Genomic DNA, 17,791 nt, shown 5'->3' on the forward strand with positions numbered 1-17,791 from the left:
CGAGACACTGAAAACCGGCACCTGACCCTGCAACAGTGTGATCCGAGTTTCCGACCCCGATTGCGGGTGACTATTCCATCGTTCAATTCATAAATGGAGTTGTAGACATACTGTCGATCAGTACCGGATGTACGGCCGTTGGCGACGATTTCTTACCGCTGGCACGTCCGTCTCAGCTCTCCCGCCTTCGCTCCCGGAACTCCTGCATCTTCCGCAGCGCGGATTCGGCTTCGGACCGATTCTGCTCGAGCCGATTCACCACCGCTTCGGGGTGGTCGAGGCTCTCGGCCAGCAGAACCAGCCGATCAAGCAGCGTGATCTCGATCCGCTCGTTGATCGTGCCGACCCCGATCGCGTCGAGATCGCGCAGCTCGTCGCTCTCGACCTCGTTGACGAACTCGTCTTTCTCCGCGAGCAACCCCTCCATGATTGGACTGCCCCGTTCCTCGAGGGGAAGCTCGGCCAGTTCGAAGATCTCCTCGATCCGGGTGATCTGTGCGACCGTATCCTCCCTGTGGCCAGCGAACAGCTCCCGGATCTCCTCGCTGGCGGCCGCCTCCGCGAGGTCGCCGTTCAGATCGAGGATCTCGAGTTCCGCGTGGTACAGCTTCTGTAGCTCCCGCTCGAACATGTCCGCTTCAGTTTTGATACTCATGATCGTTTCTCGCGTGGCGTGTACGGATATCGGTCGGATAGCTCTGCCCGCCGTCCCAGTCGCTCACTCCGCATCGAGAACCAGCTCCCTGATACAGTTTCGGGCGTCCTCGGTGTCGACCGCCTCGCTCTCCAGCAGGAGACACAGCTCCGCGGTCGACACCTCGTTTCCCGCCCGCAGCTCCTCTAGGATCGACGCGATCGGTGCACGGGTCGCGTCGATCGTGAGGTCGACGTTCTCGACGAGGATCTCGTCTCGCTTCCCGGCCGCGTACACGGCCTCCCGGAGGAGCCGTTCCGCCGTCGACTCGGTTCCGGCCGCGCGCTCTTCGAGCATCGCCTCCGTGATCCCCGCGTTGTACAGGATGAAGGCCAGCCCGTCTCGGAGCCCCGCCGTGAACTCGTCGTCCTCGTCGCCGTCCGCGAGGCGCTCGAAGAGCTTCTCCCGTTCGGCCTCCTCGAGGTGCTCGAACAGGATCGTGAAATCGAGAATCGTGTTGTGGACCCGCTTGCGGATGTCGCGTCGGCGCTGGTAGCGTTGCTGTTTGGCGTGCTCACCCTCGTAGGACTTCTCCCCGGTGAGCCACCGACGATCCTCGGTCGTCAACATCGCGTTCTTTCGGTCCGTCATGGTTGCGTCGTGTTCGTTCGGCTCCGGTCCGCCAGCAATGATACTATATTCAGTATACCCTATAAATAGGAATATATTTACCCGAACATCGTGACGTTATCTCATGCGTCGAGATGACACCCCGATCGGCATGAAGATTGTGCCATCCACGAGCGCAAGACGGCTGCCCGACGGCGATCGATCGACCGCCGAGAGCGATGGCTGACGCGACGGCCGACGCGGCGCAGACGGAGTACCGCGGCCGCGCCACCCCTGCCAAACTCCTCGAGGTCGCCAGATACTACCTCTTTATCGGGATCGTCGGCTTCGGCGGTCCGATGGTCCACATCGCGATGATGGAGGACGACCTCGTCGGCGAGGACAGCAAAGAGTGGACCGATCAGTCGGTGTTCATGGAGGGGCTCGCGATCTGTAACATGCTTCCGGGACCGGCCTCGACCCAGCTCGGAATCTTCATGGGCTGGATCTACGCCGGGACGAAGGGCGCGCTCGTCGCCGGCTTCTTCTTCATGCTGCCGACGTTCGTTCTCGTCGTCTTCTTCTCGTGGCTCTACTTCGCCTACCAGCAGGTTCCCGCGGTCGAGGCGGTGTTCTACGGGATTAACCCCGTCGTCATCGGCCTCATCGTCGGCGCCTGCTACTCGATGACTCGAAGCGCCTTCGAGGAGGGGCGAACGGACACCGAGTTCGAGGTCCGGGGTGAATCGTGGACCGTCGACTACCTGCTCGTCGTCCTGCTTGTCGCGACCACAGTCGTTCAGGCCGCCCTCGGTCCGAACCCGGTGTTGTTGTTCATCGCGTCCGGGCTCGTCGGCGTCGCGGTCTACCGTTCCGACTGGGTCCGGGCGAACGCGCGCCGACTGGCGCCGTGGGCGATCCTCGGCGCCGTCGCTGGACTCCTGTTCGTCCTCCGCGATCGGGTCCTCGAGGCTCTCGGTCCCGCCGTTCGCGGCGCGCTCGAGACCAGTCCGATCTGGGGTGCGTTGATCGCGCTCTGGGCCAACCCCTGGATCCAGCTGTTCGCGTTCATGATCTACACCGGCTCGTTCATCTACGGCGGCGGGCTCGTGTTGATCCCCTTCATCGAGACCTACGTGGTCAGTGAGTTCGGCTGGATGACCGGACGCGAGTTCGTCGACGGGATCGCGATCGGACAGCTCTCGCCCGGTCCGGTCGTGATGACGACGGCGTTCGTCGGCTACAAGCTCATGCTCGACGTCTCCGGTGGAGTCGTCGCCGTCGCCGTGATCGGCGCGCTCGTGGCGACGATCGGCGCGTTCGGTCCCTCCTTCGCGTTCATCATCGGCTTCTTTCCCTACTTCGCGAGGGTCCGCGAGAACGAACTCGTCCAGACCGCTCTGGTCGCCGTCAACGCCGCCGTCATCGGGGCGATCCTCGGCGCGACGGTCATCCTCGCCGAGGAGTCGTTTTTCGTCGAGCAGCCGACCGTTCCGATCCCGGCCGCCGGAGCGGTCCTCGACCTGTTCGCCGTGTTGCTGGCGCTCGTCACCTACTGGCTGTTCGTCCGGGGCGTCCACGCCGCGTACCTCATCGCCGCCGGCGGCGCGATCGGTGTCGGCGCCTTCTTCCTCGCTTGACTCCGTCGCTGGGTAATTTCCCCTCGGTTCGGAACCGTCGGCGCTCTCGAGACTAACTATCTGGTATAGTAAAATGTATTTACCACGCTGTTCAATACGATCTGTAGATGAGCACGGAACGCGAAACCGCCGACCTCTTCGGACCGTTTCGCCAGTTCTTCTCGCTGCAGCGGGACGTGCTGGTGCTCTCGCTGGCGATGTTCGCGTTCAGTCTCGGGTTCCAGATGACAAACCGGTTCCTGCCGGATTATCTGGTCTACCTCGGCGCGGGCGGGTTCGTCGTCGGCCTGTTCGCCACGTTGGGCAACGTCATCGGCGCCGTCTACCCCTACTACGGTGGAATTATCTCCGACCGAGTGGGATCACGGTACGCGCTGACCGTCTTCGGCTTCCTCTCGACGTTCGGTTTCGCGATCTGGCTCGGTTCCGCGTACATCCCGGCGATCGACCTCGGCGCCGTCGTCCTCGAGCCGTGGGTGTGGGTGTTCGTCGGTCTACTATTGGCGCAGTGCTGGAAGTCCTTCGGCATCGGCGGCCACTACGCCATCGTCAAACAGGCGACCGAACCGAGCCGACTAGCGCAGGGCTTCGCCAGCACGGAGACGTTCCGTCGGACCGCGTTCCTGATCGCGCCGCTGATCGTCGCCGTTCTCGTCGCCGACGAGCTCATGCCCGACTTCCTCTGGGTGCTCGCCATCGGAATCGTCTTCGCCGTCCTCGGAACGATCGCCCAGCACCTGCTGTACGAGGCCGATGAGGACTCGGTGGGCAAGGAGTTCGAGGGCGTCGGTCAGATCGTCGACGACCTGCGGGCGCTCCCGGATCCGCTGCGACCGCTGCTGGTCGCCGACACGTTCGTCCGCTTTGCCAACGGGATGGTGTATGCCTTCTTCATCCTCGTGATCACCCAGCTGCTCGAGATCGGACTGACGCTCTCCCTTCCCGTCGTCGGTACGATCGACCTCTCGCCCGCGGCCTTCTTCGGCCTTCTCTTGAGCATCGAGATGCTGGTCGCGCTGCTGACGATGGCGCCGGCGGCAAAGATCGCCGAGTACGTCGGCCTCAAACCGGTCGTCGGGCTGGGATTCTTCGTCTACGCGATCTTCCCGGTACTGTTGATCTTCGGTCCCCAGTACGTCGGCGGAATCGACGAAACGTGGCTCTTGATCGCGCTGTTTGCCTTCTCGGGGCTGCGATTTGCCGGCCTGCCCGCTCACAAGGCGCTCGTGGTCGGGCCCGCCGAGCAGGGCGCAGGCGGTCGCGTAACGGGATCGTACTACCTGATCCGCGGCGCAATCGTAATTCCCAGCGGCGCGCTGGGCGGATTCCTCTGGCAGTTTGTCGATCCCGAACTCTCCTTTACGATCGCAACGGTCATCGGCATGATCGGCGTCGTCTACTTCGCGCTCTTCGGCCAGGAGTTCGAGGCCTATCGGTAGCCCGTGCGCTGCATTCGCGCTGTTCCGAGGACCTCGAGCCCGCGCCCTCGACGGGTCCCGCTCGAGACACGGGTGCGGATTTCACTCGATGGCTCCCAGTTCCTCCCACGCACTGACCTCGCCGCCGTGCTCGTCGGCGAACGCCGACGCCTCTTCCCGATCGGAGAACGGCACGAACTCCTCGCCCATCGCCCCCTTGACCCTGCTGTCGACGACGTAGACCAGTTCGGTCGCGTCGACGAAGGTGTCGGCCGCGACGTGCGTCGAGATATACTGCACTCCCTCCCGCTCTTCGAGGCGGTAGTCGACGCTCGAGTAGTCGGTGGCGAAGGCTGCACGGAGCTCGTCACCTCGAGTGCGGCGTTCCTCGTAGACGGTGACGAGTTCGGTGAGGCTGTCGAACCGGGCGGGTCCATCACTGCTCTCCGGGCCGCCGTCTGCGTAAAAGAGCTGGCCGGCCGGGCCGTAGTGCTCCTCGATCACCATTCCGCAGGCGTCACACGTCGCCCCGCCGTCGAGGGCGATCGGTTCGGCCGACTCCTCGGTGGTCGCCTCGCCATCCCCGAGACAGCCGGCCAGCCCGACCGCCGCTGCCGTCGCGATCGTTCCGGCACCGACGAGGACGCGGCGTCGCGGACAGCTCATAGCCGTCGCCTCCGTATCGCGAGCGCCGCGAGAACGGTCGGAACGACGATCCAGACGACGAGCGCTCCCAGCAGCACCCCCGTCGAGAGACCGGACTCGGCCAGCACGGTGGCGAAGCCGGCGTCACCGGCGGCCCCCAGCGAGCCGAGGACGAGCGCGCGGAAGATCCCCGTCGGGTTCGCGAGCAACATCGCCGAGACGGCGGTCCCCGAGAGGTCGAACGCCGCAACGATGCCGAGTCCGAGCAGGTCGTGGACGAGGACGAACCACGCCCAGATCAGCAGGGCGATCCCGAGCGCGTGGGTCTTCTCCCGGGCGAGCGCCGAGACGAGGACCCCGACCGCGAGGAAGACGAGCCCGAGCCCAACGGCCGCCAGCAGGAACTGGACGTAGGCGTCGAACCCGCCGAGGCCGAACTCGAGCAGCAGGAAGCCGCCGGCGACCCCGAACCCGAGAATCGTCGCGCTCGCGAGGACGACCGCCCGCCCGATCAGGGTTCCGACGACGATCCAGGCCCGTTCGACGGGGAGCGCGAACAGCGTCCGGAGCCAGCCGCTCTCCTCGCGGCCGACGACGGCGTCGTAACCGAACGCGAGCGCGACCAGGGGAACGAGGTAGACCGCGAGCACGGCGAGGCTCGCGACGGTTCGCTCGAACCCCTCGGGGCTGACGCTCGAGCCGCTGAACGTCGTCAGCCCGAGCGCGAACGCGGCGAAGACCGCGGTGAGCGCGATCGCCCACCGGCCCCGCACCGCGAGCCGGTACTCGGTTTCGGCGACGGCCCGTAGCTGTCGGTACCAGTCGCCCGACTCGCTCGCTCGCCCGATCTCGGCGTCCGCCACCGTCCCGTAGCCGCCGTCGGCTCTCGGTCGCGGCTCGTCGTTCCCGGCTGTCGACTGCTGCGGGTTCGACCGCCTCGGATCGGTCATCGCGCGCTCACCTCCGTTTCACCGACGACCTCGTCGTCGACAGCCCCCTCACTCGATCCGCTCTCTGTTCCCGCGAGCGCCTCGTGAAACGCCGCCTCGAGCCCGGGCTCGCGAACCTCGAAGCGATCGACCAAGTCGGCCTCGAGCGCGCCCGAGAGCTCGAGGGCGGCCTCGCGCCCGCAGGCGACCGCGAACTCCCCGCCCGAGTCGGTTACTTCACCGTACCGCTGAATCGTCTCGAGGACCCGCGACCGATCCCGTTCGTTCGCAGGCCGGACGGCGACGGTGACGCGCCCGTCGCCCGCCGCCCGCAGCTCGTCGACGGCGCCGACCGCGCGAAGCTGGCCGTCCTCGAGGACGGCGACGGCGTCGCAGAGTCGTTCGACCTCGCTCAGGACGTGCGAGGAGAGCACGACCGTCGCGTCGGTCTCACGATCGATCCGCTCGATGATCTCGTGGAACGTCGCGACGCCGCGGGGGTCGAGCCCCGCCGTCGGCTCGTCGAGCACGAGAACGGGCGGCTCGGCCAGCAGCGCCGACGCGAGTCCGAGCCGTCGTCCCATCCCGTTGGAGTAGCCCTCCACCGCCCGGTCGGCCGCGTCGGCCAGGCCGACCGTCTCGAGGGCGTCGTCGATGCGCTCCGTGCGCGCGCCGAGCCCTCTGATGCGGGCGTGGACGTCGAGCACCTCTCGCCCGGTCATCGCCGGCGGGAAGCCGGCGTGTTCGGGGAGGAAGGCGACTCGCTCGCGGACGCGGTGGCCGGCCTGCTCGACGTCGATCCCGCCGACTTCGATCCGCCCCGCGTCGGGGCTGTCGTGGCCGACCAGCAGCTCGAAGAGCGTCGTCTTTCCCGCGCCGTTCGTCCCGAGGACGCCGAACGTCGACCCGGACGGGATCTCGAACGTCGGCCCGTCGAGGGCGACGACGTCGCCGTAGCGTTTGTGAACGTCAGTGATCGTGATTTGCATAGTACTCCCTCCAGTCGTCGTGTGGCGGTTCGGCGAGCGGCCGGTGGTCGACCACGCCGGGCGATTCGATCACGGGGAACGAGCTTTCGGCCATCCGGACCGCGTCGAACGCCGGGCTCTCGGCGAAGACGGCGGCCTGGGGCTGCTCGCGGACGATGCTCTCGACGGCCCCCGCGGGCTGGTGGCGGGTTTCGCTGATGCCGTCGCCGTCGAGGTCGACCGCTCGAGCGTCGGACCAGTAGTTGCCCCGCTCGGAGTCGTTCCAGGTGACTTGTGCGGTCGTCGGCGCGTACGCCGACTGGCCGTTCGCGACGAAGCTGTTGCCGATGACCAGCTCGTCGGAGCTGCCAGCCGTGAACTGGACTCCGACCTCGTTCTCGAGGATCAGGTTGTCGGTTAGCTCGTTGCCGTGGGCGTTGTAGACGTAGAACCCGTTGCGGTTGGCGACAACCGCGTTGTCCCGTATTTCGGTGCGGTCGACGTCCTTGACGAGGATCCCCTGACCGCTCGGGCCGTCGTTGTTCACCGCGACGTTGTCGACGACCGTCAGGTTCTCCGAGACCATGATCGCGAAGCCGACGTCGTTGTCGAAGGCGACGTTGCCCGCGAGTCGGTTGTCGTCGGAGTACATGTAGTGGACGCCGTAGCGCAGCTCCCACATCGTGTTCTCGGTGGCGTCGACGCCGTCGGACCACGAGAAGTAGATCCCGTCCCGGACGGTCGTGATCTCGTTGTCCCGGAGCTCGGCGCGGTCGGCCCGGTCGAGGTGGATCCCGTTGCCCCGCTCGGCCTCGGAGACGTCCTCGCGGCCGGCGATCGTCGCGTCCGCGACGGTGACGTCCTCGGCCTCGCCGATCCAGACGCCGTAGGTGACGTCCGTGATCCGGACGTCCTCGAGGGTCGACTCCGACCCGTTGACGAGGACGCCAGCGTCCTCGCTACTCCGATCGTGGCCCGACTCGCGGATCCACAGCTCCTCGAGGGTCACGTTCTCGGCCGCAACGTGGACGACCGTCTCCTCGCCGCCGCCGTCGATCAGCGCTCCCTCGCCCGTGGCCTCGAGCGTGAGTCCTTCCGTCTCGACCGTCACGCGCTCCTCAAAGACTCCCTCGAGGACGACGGTGTCGCCGGGCTCGGCGGCGTCGACGGCGTCCTGGACGGAGTCGAACTCCTGGCCGTCGACGGTCGCGACGCCGGACTCGCCGGGCGCCTCCGCGTCGCGGGGGTCCGAGACGTCGGGCGTCCAGCCCTCGACGGTCGCCTCGCGGTCGTCGGAGCCGTCCGTCGCCGCGACGGCGGCCGCCGCCAGCAAGACGACGAGCACCGCGACGGCGACGACGACGAACCACGTTTCGCGGTCAGCCGCGACGCGGTCAGCCATCGCGGCTCACCTCCGCGTCGGCGTCGTCCGCGGCGGTCGGCCGGGGCGAATCGCTCCGGTCGCGTCGGTTTCGGATCCACGTCCGGGTCCGCTCGAGGCGGTCCGAGACGATCGTCGGCACGTCGCCGACGGTCGCCGTCGAGTCCCGGAACGCGTAGGCTGCGACCAGCAACGCGATCGCGACCAGCGCGAGGTAGCCGCCGGAACCGAACCAGGCGAGCCCGCTGATGTTGGCGATCTCGTAGGTGCCCAGCAGCGGCGGCGTGAACGACTCGATGCCGCGCATCGGCGCGTCGGGATCGAGCGCGTGGCCGGCCTGGTGGAGCCGGTACTGGATCAGCGCGAACATCGCGACGAACACCGTTATCGTTCCAGCGAGCTGGCAGGTCAGCCCGAGCTTCAGCTTGCGGACCGTCGGCGCGAGCGCGACGAACACGCCCGCTGCGGCGACCGCGACGAACGCGAGCGGGCCGACCGACCACTCGGGGACCGCGATCGCGTTCGGATTGACGTCGTAGTTGGGATCGAGGTAGACGGGATCCGGGTAGTAGAACCCGACGTACCGGTTGAGTCCCTGCGTTTCGGCGACGTCGCCCTCGAGGCGGGGGTAGGCGTACAGTTCGACGAACAATCCGTCGGGGTACTGCGGCGCCTCGAGCGTGATCCGCCACATCGGGAGCGCGATCGCGACGAGCAACAGCGCCGCCGCTGCGAGCGGGAGCACGCGACGGAGTTCGGACAGGTCGTTGAGTTTTGACATGGCGGATGGGTGGGGTGTGGTCAGTCGGCCGGTTCGACCAGCAGCCGCGAGCGCATCTCGAGGTGGAGCGCACTACAGAAGTACGCGCAGTAGATCCAGTAGACGCCCGGCTCGTCGGCCGTAAACGTCACCTCGCGGGTTTCCTGGGGGGCGAGCTTGACGTTGACGTCGTGTTGCGGGATCGCCAGCGAGTGGATGATGTCCTCCTCGCTCTCGATGTTGGTCGACCTGATGGTGACCTCGTCGCCCTCCCGGACGGTGATGTCCTCGAAGCCGAAGTGGTTGCGCTGGTTGTACATCTCGACGCGGACCTGGTCGCCGTCGCGCTCGATGAAGTTCTCCTCGTCGTCGGCCGAGATGAAATCCAGCTCGAGGTCGTCGGGGTCGTACACTGAGGCGGGATCGAGCCGGTCGGCCCGGACGATCGAGGCGTCGTGGGGCTCGGGGTAGGTGGGGGTGTCCTTGACCAGCTCCATCCCGGCGTCGTCGTCGCCGATGTAGAACAGCTGGTCGTTCTCGGGGAACACCGGGCCTACCGGGAGGAACCGATCCTTCGAGAGTTTGTTCAGCACGATCAGCCAGTCGCCCTGCGGATCGCCGGTGTAGGATTCGGCGGCGATCAGGTGGCCGGGGCTGTAGTGGACGTCGTGTTTCTCGATGACGGGGTCCTCAGACCCCTTCTCGGCCTCGACGGCGGCTTCGATGTCCCACTTGACGACCTGGGAGTCGACGAACAGCGTCGTGTAGGCGTGGCCGCGGCCGTCGTAGGCGGTGTGCAGCGGGCCGTTCCCGACGTTGACGCGACCGACGATCGCGTCGTTGGGGTCGTCGACCTCGTTCAGCCGATCGATCTCGATGACCGTACACGTCGGGTCGAGCTTGCCGGAGGCAATCGCGTACCGTCCGTCCGGCGTGACGCTGACGCCGTGGGGGTTTGTCGGGACGTCGATGTACCGGACCAGGGGTTCATCGCCGTCGTTGAGGGAGCTGTCCTCGGTGCCGTCGACGACCGGGACGCCGTTTATCTCCTCGTACTCGCCGGCGTCGATCGCGTCCTCGATGCGGGGAATGTTGAAGGCGACCACGTAGTCGGTGTCGGCCGCCGTCATCTCCCGTTCGGTGACGCCCTCCTCGCTGTTGTAGCTGGTCGTGAAGAACCACTCGCCGTCCTTGCCCGAGTCGCCGTTGTCGAGGTTACAGTCGACGCGAACGTCCCACTCGTGGTCGAACGGGTCCGGCGACATCGCCGAGAGCGTCGACCCGTACTCGCTGGGATCGTCGAGGTCGCGGCCGTCGTTCGGAATCGGGACGCGGAGTTCGCCGACGCCGAAGACGTACCGGCTGTCGGGCATCAGCATACATGCGCCGTGGGTTCCCTGGTGGTTCGGCAGGTCGATGATCGCGTCCGTCTCGAAGTACTTCAGGTCGATCCGGGCCATCCGACCGTTGGCCTTGTCGTTGACGAACAGCCACTCGCCGTCGTACTCGTTGTCGGTCTGACTGACGCGGGGGTGGTGGGTGTCACCCCACGTGTAGCCGCCGGACTCCTGGAGCATCTCGTGGGTTTCGTCGTCGAACCCGTACCCTCGAGCGCTCTCGACGTTGAACACGGGGATGCGCATGAGCTGGCGCATCGAGGGAACCCCGTAGACGCGGATGTCGCCGGAGTGGCCGCCCGAGAGGAACGCGTAGTAGTCGTCGTGTTCGCCCGGCGGGACCTCCGTGTCGACGTCGGCCGCCGAGACCTGCTCGTCGTCGCTGAGCAGTCCGGTACAGCCCGCGAGCGATCCCATCATCCCGGTGGCGGCGCCCGCGATCATGAAGTCACGCCGCGGAATTCGTGCGAAGAGCGGATCTCTGTCGTCTACCGCGGTCGTGCTGGTCGGTTCCTCGGGGGTTGTCGGTTCGGACGCATGTGATTTTGTCATCGTCTTGGGGTTGTCGCGGTGGACGTTCCTGCACCTGTACAGGTCACACTCCGTCGGACACGACGTTATGGCTGTTTCAGATTCCCGTCACTTGGGAATATAGGGGGGAACTGGTTCGGCCGAAAGAACACGTATCCTGGCGGTGTAGTTCCTCTACCGCTCACTCCTATTCTCCAGAGGCGTAGGTAGGAAATATTATGAAACTGGGGTAGCACCACTCACGTTCGTCAGCAGTAGCGGACGCCTGCTCGAGCGAGCACCGTGCGATCGGCGTCCGAACCGTTCGAACCCGCTCGTTTCGCGTTCATCTCCGACCGTTCCGGCGGATTGCGGCATCGATCGACCGGGTGTCGGGAGATCGGCTCCCTGTCGACACTCGTCTGGGTCCGCTCGCCGGTCGGCTTCTCGAAGACCCGCTCGGTGCGATCGGTCCCGATGATCCCGTCCTCGAGAAGCACGGCGACGTTCCGCCGCCGAACGGCCGACTACCGGGAGCGAACGGGTGCCTCGGAGTGTTCGATGCCTCGTCCTCGAGGCGTTCCGCCGGTGACGTGTTGTGGATCGGTTCCCGTCAGCGCATCGTGTCCCCCCGTCGGGACTGAGCGTCCGGCCCGTGTAGTAGTCGCCGCCGAGCAAGACTACTATTGACGGTGTCACTCGCATGGCTACCGCTCGCGTGATACGCCCCACAGCAGGAGATCTCTCCGCTCGCGAGCAGGTGCCGAGGTACCATCCGTCGGACTCGGCGGTTTTCGGGGTACGCTTCCGCGCGAACCCGTAACTGGCACGCGCTCGGACCAGCCAGGGACAAACACTAAGCCACAGCTACCGAATGGTGGCGGATGGTAACCGTGCTCGACACGCTGGGTTCCACTCAGGTTGTCACGGGTGTCCTGCTCGCCGCTGCCGCCGCAGCTTCGCTCGTACTGCTCGATGTCCTCCCGACCACCGTTCTCTGGGTCTCGCTGCTCGCCGCGCTGTTCATGATCGTCGTGGAGTTCTCCCTGCTGGTTCGTACGAAACTCGCGGCTTGAACGCCCCGTCGCGAAACACGATTCGACGGTTCTGGAGAATTCCTCCAGATATGGCATTTCACGAGCGACACCGGATACGCGACGCGAACTCGGTGTTCCCTTCCCTCTGGCGGGGCGACTACGAGGAGCGAACGCAGGTTCGACGATGGATCTCACGGAACGCAGTCCTTCCGACCGACTGTCCGTCCGGAGCAGGTGCTCCACCGCATTTCGTAACGGCTACCGAGAACGTCGAGGTCGTTTCCTGACGGAGACGAGTGTGGTCTTTGCCGCTGTTCGCTCCTCTCGAAGCGGCGCCGCCACAGGCGGTCGTCACCGCTCCCTCGCTCGAGATGGGGGCTTCGCACAGCAACTCAATCGGTCGAACAGCGATCTTCCACGTCTCGTCGTTCCTCCGGTGACAGAAACGGTTCGTTGCTCACCAGCAAAGCGACTATTACTTGGTACGAGTATCGAACCCGTACCCTCTCGACTCCAGTTGCGAACAACGGACATTCACCGAGAAACTAGTAGCCACTCAAGCGGAAATTATACGGTAATTGTCCTCCCAGTTCGAACCGGGATTATGGTTTCACCAGGGGAGCTTCGACTGATCGATACGCTGCTCGAGGACGACGCCTTCGAGCCCGACATCTCCGACGACGGGTCGGTGAACTACTCGGCCGCCGCCGACCTGCTCGACGAGATCGACGACGATCCGACCGTCGTCCTCGAGCGGTTCGCCACTCGAGGGGTACTGGCCGACGGGTTCGTCTCGAAGGTGTACGTCTGCCCCGAGTGTACGAGCGAGGGGTTACAGTACACGACCGTCTGTCCGGCCTGCGGGGATCCACAGGCTATCGAGACGACCGTGCTCGAGCACGTCTGTGGCTACGCGGGTCCCGAATCGGAGTTCGAGTCCGAGGCCGGCTACCGCTGTCCCGACTGCGAGCAGGACCTCGAGTCCGTCGACATCGAGAAGAAACTCCGCTACAGCTGCCAGGAGTGTACCGAGTCGTTCGACGTGCCGGACGACCGACTTCGGTGCCGGGAGTGCTCGTCGATGTTCCCCCCGCTGGAGACGATCGAACGGGTCCTGTACCGGTACACGCTCACTCCCGAGGGCGAGACGTGGCTTGCCCGTCAGAAGGCGGCCCGTCGGACGGCCGCGGAGGCGCTAGAGGAGCGTCGCTTCGAGACCGAGATCGACACCACCGTCGGCGACGACGGGTCCCGACGCGTTCACGTCCTCGCCGAGGACGGGCTGATGGGCGAACGACGGATCGTCAGCGTCCACGAGACGCCCGACGCCGAGAGCGTCGACGAGTTCTGTGCGTTCGCGGAATCGGTCGGCGCACACCCGGTCGTCGTGACGACCTCGGGAACCGTCGAGACCGACGTCGCGAAGCGAGCGGAGGGCTCGGAGCTGACGGTGCTGACGTTCGACGAGGACGGGGAGAGCACGCTCGAGCCCGAGTACGACACGACCGAGAGCGTCGGTGCCTATCGACCCGGACTGTTCGAACGCCTCACCGCTGCGCTCGAGGTTCCCGGCCGAAACGGTCGTCAGTGAGGGCAGCCAACACGAGCGTTTTCGGAGTGTCGAAAGGGACGTCGGTCGGTCCCTTCGAGGAGCCGTTTCGGTCCCGATCGTTCGTCTCTGCGGCGGCAGCGCCGGTTCCGACGGTCACGCCACGTCTCACGTCTCGCCGGTTTCGTCACAGTCTCGAGGACGCAGACTCGATTCGGTTCGTTACCTTCGTCTTCGCCGCCGGAATTGGCGGGCAGGACGAACCGAACAGCGACTGACTCTGGCCGCCTGAAACCGTTCACGGAACCGCAGATTTCCCCACCTCAATCTTCCTCCCAGGTACGTTACAGTATGACTGTCAGAACTACCACACGGGGGTTGCTTTTCTGATAGTCCGTAACCTGAAAGGAACGCCACAGGTTTATAAGCGTGGCTCGCTAGAATATAGATAGTTACTCGAGGTGTGTCGGGAACGATTTCCGGCCCGCTGCGCCAACAGCGGACCTCGTGTCCTCCGGGATCTCAGAGAACATGAATACGAAAACGAGAGACGGTAATAAACGTACCGCCGGTAGCGCCCCCGCCCGAGACGTCGCGCTGATCGACGAGCAGACGATCCACCGGCTCGAGGACGACGATACCGAACGATCGGGGTGTCGGTTCGCCGCCGTCGCCCGCTCGCTCGAGGAGGTTTCGATTCCGAACGTACGATTCGACCTCCCGGTGACTCGCGTCGCCTACGTCGACGAGAACGGCCGGTACGGGATCGAGCGGGAGCTCTTCGGCCACCGCGAGGACTGGCAGGGAGTTCCGCGAACGATCGTCGTTTCGGAGGACAGCTACGACATCGTCCGGGAGCTTCCAGACAGTCACCGCGACCGGTACCGTCCGATTCTGGACGTGTACGAGCGTGTCCTCGAGGACGAACGGTAGCGACGGCGGAGCGCGGTCCGACGGCACCGCTTCGACGGGTCCCCGAAACGGAACCCCTCACTCCTCGAGCGACTCATCGATCCGGCCGCCGTACCTGCTGGCGACGTCGATCCGGAACTCGGCGAGCACATCGCGACCGAGCAGGATCGGATACTGTTCTCCGGCTCGGTCCTCGACGATCGCGTCGACGGTTCGTTCGGTTCCTGCGACGCCGACAACGACGTCCACGACGGGTCGCCGACGACGGCCGTTCTCGACGGAGTCGGTCGTTCCGACCTGGATCGGACCGGCGCCGATCGCGGCCGCGAGCTGCAGATCGATCCGAGTTCGCGCGTTGACCGGTTCGGCCCGGCCAGCCACCGACTTCGTGTCGGTCGTGCCGCTGACGACGACGCGTTCGGTGAGCCCGACGACCGGTGCGTCGCTCCCGATCGGCTCGGCCTCGCTCGGGACACACGACGGAACCGAATCGTCGAGCGTCGCCCGCAACTGCTCGACTAGCTCGTCGTCGACCGACCCTCCAACGCGCTCGACCGCGACTTTCGCGATGACGGGCGCCGGACTCCGCCCCGTCGCGCGGAACAGTCCCCTGAATCCGGCGGTCGGGTTGACCTCGAGAACGTACCAGCCGTCCTCGCCCTCGATGAGGTCCACGCCGGCGCAGTCCAGTCCGACCGCGGACGCCGCGGTCGTCGCGGTGTCTTCGACAGTGGCGGGTAGCGCGTCGGTCGCGTCCTCGACGGACCCGCCGCGTGCGACGTTCGTCCGCCACTCCTCCTCGTCGGCGTAGCGGTACATCGCGCCGACGACGGTTCCGTCGACGACGTAGACGCGGAGATCCCGGGTTCGCTCGCGGTCCGCGCGAACGAGTTCCTGCAGGAACGCGCGCCGCGTCCCGACGGTTCCGGTGAGCAGGTCGTTCTGGCGGACCTTCCACGCGCCGCCGCCGTGGGTTCCGACGATCGTCTTGTAGACGAACTCCTCGCCGAACGTCGGGCCGACCCGCCCGACTGTCGTCGTTCCCATCGCCAGCGCCGTCTCCGGAATCGGCACACCCGCTGCGACCATCGTCGCGGCGGCGGCGATCTTGTGGGAGGCGAGCGCCGCGGCGTTAGGATCGTTCACTATCGGCCGAAATCGAGCGATCGCGTTCGCGATTCCGACGGCCTCGACGGGCTGGGTCGCCGTCGACAGCAGCAGGCGGTTGATCACTACGTCCACGTCCGGCTCGAGAACGAACGTACCGTCCGTAAATCGCAGGAGGACGTTGTTTTCGCGGAGCCAGACGGGCTCGTGGCCGAGCTCCTCGACGGCGTTGCAGATCGCCTTCGACTCCTTGCTATCGTGAAAACTCAAAACGCCGACCCGAACCGAATTGTCGTCCATGTGCCGCTCTACGGCGTGCGAATCGGTAAAACCGTAGCCCGAAAGCTGACTCGAGCGGGCGGATTCAGGTGAGTGTCCGTCCTCGAGCCGAGGTGACCATTTCGCTCATCCCGGTGTGAATGTCTCGTTTCCGTACAGCAAGGTACTTTCACCTCTCCCGTTCTCCATACCGGTATGCAAGGGCTTCGCTGGCTTCAGCTGAGCGCCGACGAGATGAGCGAATTCCTCGGTCGAGGCGGGGTCGGGGTTATCTCCTTCGCGACGGGCGCGGACGACCCTCCGGTCTCGGTTCCCGTTTCCTACGGGTACAACCCGGACGAGGGAGCGCTCTACTACCGACTCTCGATGCCGAAGGACGGCCGGAAGGCTGAGCTCGTCGACCGATCCGTCTCGTTCGTCACGCATCGGAACACCGACGACGGCTGGCGGAGCGTCGTCGCCAGCGGCGAACTCGAGGAAATCTCCGACGATCCGTTCGATCCAGGCGCGCTCCACGGGATGTGGGCCGTCGAGATCCCGCTCGTCGACGTCTTCGAACGACCGCCGAAGGAGGTGGCGTTTCGCTTCTTCCGCCTCGAGCCCGAGACGATGACGGGGCGGAAGGAGGTTCGAACCGACTCCTGATACCGGCGGATCGAGCGCGTCCCGGTCGCCGAGTCGGGCTGGTATCCTGCCGAGCGGGACGAGTTCCGCCAGCGAGCCAGACGCCGTCACTCGAGCCGAGCGTCGGTGATCCGCAGCCGGCCCCACTCCCCGTTCCACTCCCGTTCGAACTCGAGTGCAATGGAGCGCGTCATATGCGGACCGTCGATCACGATTGTCTCGAACTCCCCGTCCTCGCCCAGGAGATGAGTTCCGTGCTCGCGACGGATCGCCTCTAGATCGGCCAGGGCGTCCCGGTCCAGCCGCCGACCGAGCCAGTCCGCGTCGAACCCGGGAGCCGACACTTCTACGATCACGATCCCGAGGCCGCCGTCGATCATCGCCGTCGCGAGCTCCCGCGGCTCCGCTCGCCACAGCGGCGCGAGAAAGTCACAGCCGAGTCCGTCACAGAGCGATCGCAGGCGGTCGGCCTGGAACTCGCTTTCGACGACGCCGGCGACGACACCCTCGAGCCCGCCGTCGAACGCGTCGTCGAGACGCTCGAGTGCGACCTCCAGCGGCTCGAGATCCTCGACTCCGTTCGCCGGGGTCGGTCGTAGATCGGGCGGTTCGATATCGGTCGTGGGAAGCCCCGCATCGGCGGTGGGGATCCCGATACTTCGTGCTGCCAGCCGGGCGACCGACGTCGCCGGGGCGTGATAGGTGTGACTCCCCTCCGGAGGGCGAACGGCGACGAGCCGGCGAACGTCGCGGCCTGCCTCCAGCGCCCGGTACAGCGCCCACGAGGAATCCTTTCCGCCGGAAAACAGCGCGACCCAGCCGCCATCGGATGCGACCATAGGTACACTTCGTTCCCGCTCGATAAACATCCGGGGGCAGACGGGGCTCGAGCGCGGCTGTTCGCAGCGCCAGGCCTATCACGGAGTCGGTCGTCGAGTCGTCCATGCAGATCGACGTTCGGACGAACGAGCGGGTCGATATCGTCGACGTCACCGCCGACGTCGCCGATGCAGTCCCGACCGATCTCGAGAGCGGGCTCTGCACCGCGTACGTCCCGCACACGACGGCCGGCGTGATCGTCAACGAGCGCGAGGACCGGCTCCTCTCGGATCTCGAGGATGCGCTCGAGCGCCTCGTCCCGCGCGGCGAGGGGTACGCCCACGACGCGATCGACGACAACGCGGACGCCCACCTGCGGTCGACCCTGCTCGGCGAGAGCGTCACGGTTCCCGTCGTCGACGGCGACCTCGCGCTCGGGACCTGGCAGGCGATCCTGTTCGTCGACTGCGACGGCCCGAGGCAGCGTCGGCTTCGGGTGACGACCGTCTCGGCGTAGCGCGTCCCGTCCGTACCCGGCGCGAAATCTTCGGCCGCCCGCTCGAGGTGGGTGGT

At 66.0% G+C, this 17,791-nt stretch carries 18 protein-coding genes; 7 read left to right on the forward strand and 11 right to left on the reverse strand.

What is annotated here, in order from left to right; translation table 11 throughout:
- Positions 1 to 172: 172 nt before the first annotated feature.
- Together C491_RS13700 and C491_RS13705 are read right to left on the reverse strand one after the other, a co-directional pair.
- Positions 173 to 655: a DUF892 family protein gene (locus tag C491_RS13700; protein WP_005557288.1), complete on the reverse strand. Its 483-nt coding sequence runs from the start codon at positions 653 to 655 to the stop codon at positions 173 to 175.
- A 63-nt stretch (positions 656 to 718) separates the two neighbouring features.
- Positions 719 to 1,285, reverse strand: a complete 567-nt coding sequence (locus C491_RS13705; protein WP_005557289.1) for a hypothetical protein — start codon at positions 1,283 to 1,285, stop codon at positions 719 to 721.
- Between the two features lie 197 nt (positions 1,286 to 1,482).
- On the opposite strand from C491_RS13705, the gene chrA reads away from it, so the two are divergent.
- Both chrA and C491_RS13715 read left to right on the forward strand, forming a co-directional pair.
- A complete protein-coding gene (chrA, locus tag C491_RS13710; protein ID WP_005557291.1) occupies positions 1,483 to 2,883 on the forward strand; it encodes a chromate efflux transporter in 1,401 nt (466 codons plus the stop codon).
- A 107-nt stretch (positions 2,884 to 2,990) separates the two neighbouring features.
- On the forward strand, positions 2,991 to 4,322 hold the full coding sequence (locus C491_RS13715; protein WP_005557293.1) for an MFS transporter: 1,332 nt from the start codon (positions 2,991 to 2,993) through the stop codon (positions 4,320 to 4,322).
- An 81-nt stretch (positions 4,323 to 4,403) separates the two neighbouring features.
- Here the strand turns inward: C491_RS13715 and C491_RS13720 are convergent, their stop codons facing one another.
- The 7 genes from C491_RS13720 to C491_RS13750 form a co-directional block, all read right to left on the reverse strand.
- The gene (locus tag C491_RS13720; protein WP_005557295.1) at positions 4,404 to 4,967 is read right to left on the reverse strand and encodes a nitrous oxide reductase accessory protein NosL; all 564 of its coding nucleotides are present in this window, start codon (positions 4,965 to 4,967) and stop codon (positions 4,404 to 4,406) included.
- Positions 4,964 to 5,896, reverse strand: a complete 933-nt coding sequence (locus tag C491_RS13725) for an ABC transporter permease (protein WP_005557297.1) — start codon at positions 5,894 to 5,896, stop codon at positions 4,964 to 4,966. The genes C491_RS13720 and C491_RS13725 overlap by 4 nt, the downstream gene beginning before the upstream one ends.
- A complete protein-coding gene (locus C491_RS13730; protein ID WP_005557299.1) occupies positions 5,893 to 6,864 on the reverse strand; it encodes an ABC transporter ATP-binding protein in 972 nt (323 codons plus the stop codon). Before C491_RS13730 ends, C491_RS13725 begins: the two co-directional genes overlap by 4 nt.
- Positions 6,845 to 8,245 carry a nitrous oxide reductase family maturation protein NosD gene (gene nosD, locus C491_RS13735; protein ID WP_005557301.1) on the reverse strand — a complete coding sequence of 467 codons (1,401 nt, stop codon included), beginning with the start codon at positions 8,243 to 8,245 and terminating at the stop codon, positions 6,845 to 6,847. Before nosD ends, C491_RS13730 begins: the two co-directional genes overlap by 20 nt.
- Positions 8,238 to 9,005: a hypothetical protein gene (locus C491_RS13740; RefSeq protein WP_005557302.1), complete on the reverse strand. Its 768-nt coding sequence runs from the start codon at positions 9,003 to 9,005 to the stop codon at positions 8,238 to 8,240. Before C491_RS13740 ends, nosD begins: the two co-directional genes overlap by 8 nt.
- A 20-nt stretch (positions 9,006 to 9,025) precedes the next feature.
- A complete protein-coding gene (gene nosZ, locus C491_RS13745; protein WP_049891949.1) occupies positions 9,026 to 10,933 on the reverse strand; it encodes a TAT-dependent nitrous-oxide reductase in 1,908 nt (635 codons plus the stop codon).
- A 227-nt stretch (positions 10,934 to 11,160) separates the two neighbouring features.
- Positions 11,161 to 11,391, reverse strand: coding sequence for a hypothetical protein (locus tag C491_RS13750; RefSeq protein ID WP_005557306.1), 231 nt, complete (start codon positions 11,389 to 11,391; stop codon positions 11,161 to 11,163).
- A 384-nt stretch (positions 11,392 to 11,775) separates the two neighbouring features.
- On the opposite strand from C491_RS13750, the gene C491_RS13755 reads away from it, so the two are divergent.
- From C491_RS13755 to C491_RS13775, 3 genes are all read left to right on the forward strand, one after another.
- Entirely contained in the window at positions 11,776 to 11,967 is a 192-nt protein-coding gene (locus C491_RS13755; RefSeq protein WP_005557308.1) for a hypothetical protein, read from the forward strand.
- Positions 11,968 to 12,532: 565 nt separating this feature from the next.
- Positions 12,533 to 13,519 (forward strand): TackOD1 domain-containing metal-binding protein, encoded by a 987-nt coding sequence (locus C491_RS13765; protein WP_005557309.1) that lies wholly within the window; start codon positions 12,533 to 12,535, stop codon positions 13,517 to 13,519.
- 489 nt (positions 13,520 to 14,008) lie between these two features.
- Positions 14,009 to 14,410 (forward strand): hypothetical protein, encoded by a 402-nt coding sequence (locus tag C491_RS13775; protein ID WP_005557311.1) that lies wholly within the window; start codon positions 14,009 to 14,011, stop codon positions 14,408 to 14,410.
- Positions 14,411 to 14,467: 57 nt separating this feature from the next.
- Here the strand turns inward: C491_RS13775 and C491_RS13780 are convergent, their stop codons facing one another.
- On the reverse strand, positions 14,468 to 15,796 hold the full coding sequence (locus C491_RS13780; RefSeq protein ID WP_005557313.1) for an ATP-grasp domain-containing protein: 1,329 nt from the start codon (positions 15,794 to 15,796) through the stop codon (positions 14,468 to 14,470).
- Positions 15,797 to 15,970: 174 nt separating this feature from the next.
- On the opposite strand from C491_RS13780, the gene C491_RS13785 reads away from it, so the two are divergent.
- The gene (locus tag C491_RS13785; RefSeq protein ID WP_005557314.1) at positions 15,971 to 16,420 is read left to right on the forward strand and encodes a pyridoxamine 5'-phosphate oxidase family protein; all 450 of its coding nucleotides are present in this window, start codon (positions 15,971 to 15,973) and stop codon (positions 16,418 to 16,420) included.
- An 86-nt stretch (positions 16,421 to 16,506) separates the two neighbouring features.
- Here the strand turns inward: C491_RS13785 and C491_RS13790 are convergent, their stop codons facing one another.
- Entirely contained in the window at positions 16,507 to 17,238 is a 732-nt protein-coding gene (locus tag C491_RS13790) for a diphthine--ammonia ligase (protein WP_005557316.1), read from the reverse strand.
- A gap of 104 nt (positions 17,239 to 17,342) precedes the next feature.
- On the opposite strand from C491_RS13790, the gene C491_RS13795 reads away from it, so the two are divergent.
- A complete protein-coding gene (locus C491_RS13795) occupies positions 17,343 to 17,735 on the forward strand; it encodes a secondary thiamine-phosphate synthase enzyme YjbQ (protein ID WP_005557318.1) in 393 nt (130 codons plus the stop codon).
- Positions 17,736 to 17,791: the final 56 nt, after the last annotated feature.

This window comes from Natronococcus amylolyticus DSM 10524, from assembly GCF_000337675.1.
Classification (GTDB): domain Archaea; phylum Halobacteriota; class Halobacteria; order Halobacteriales; family Natrialbaceae; genus Natronococcus; species Natronococcus amylolyticus.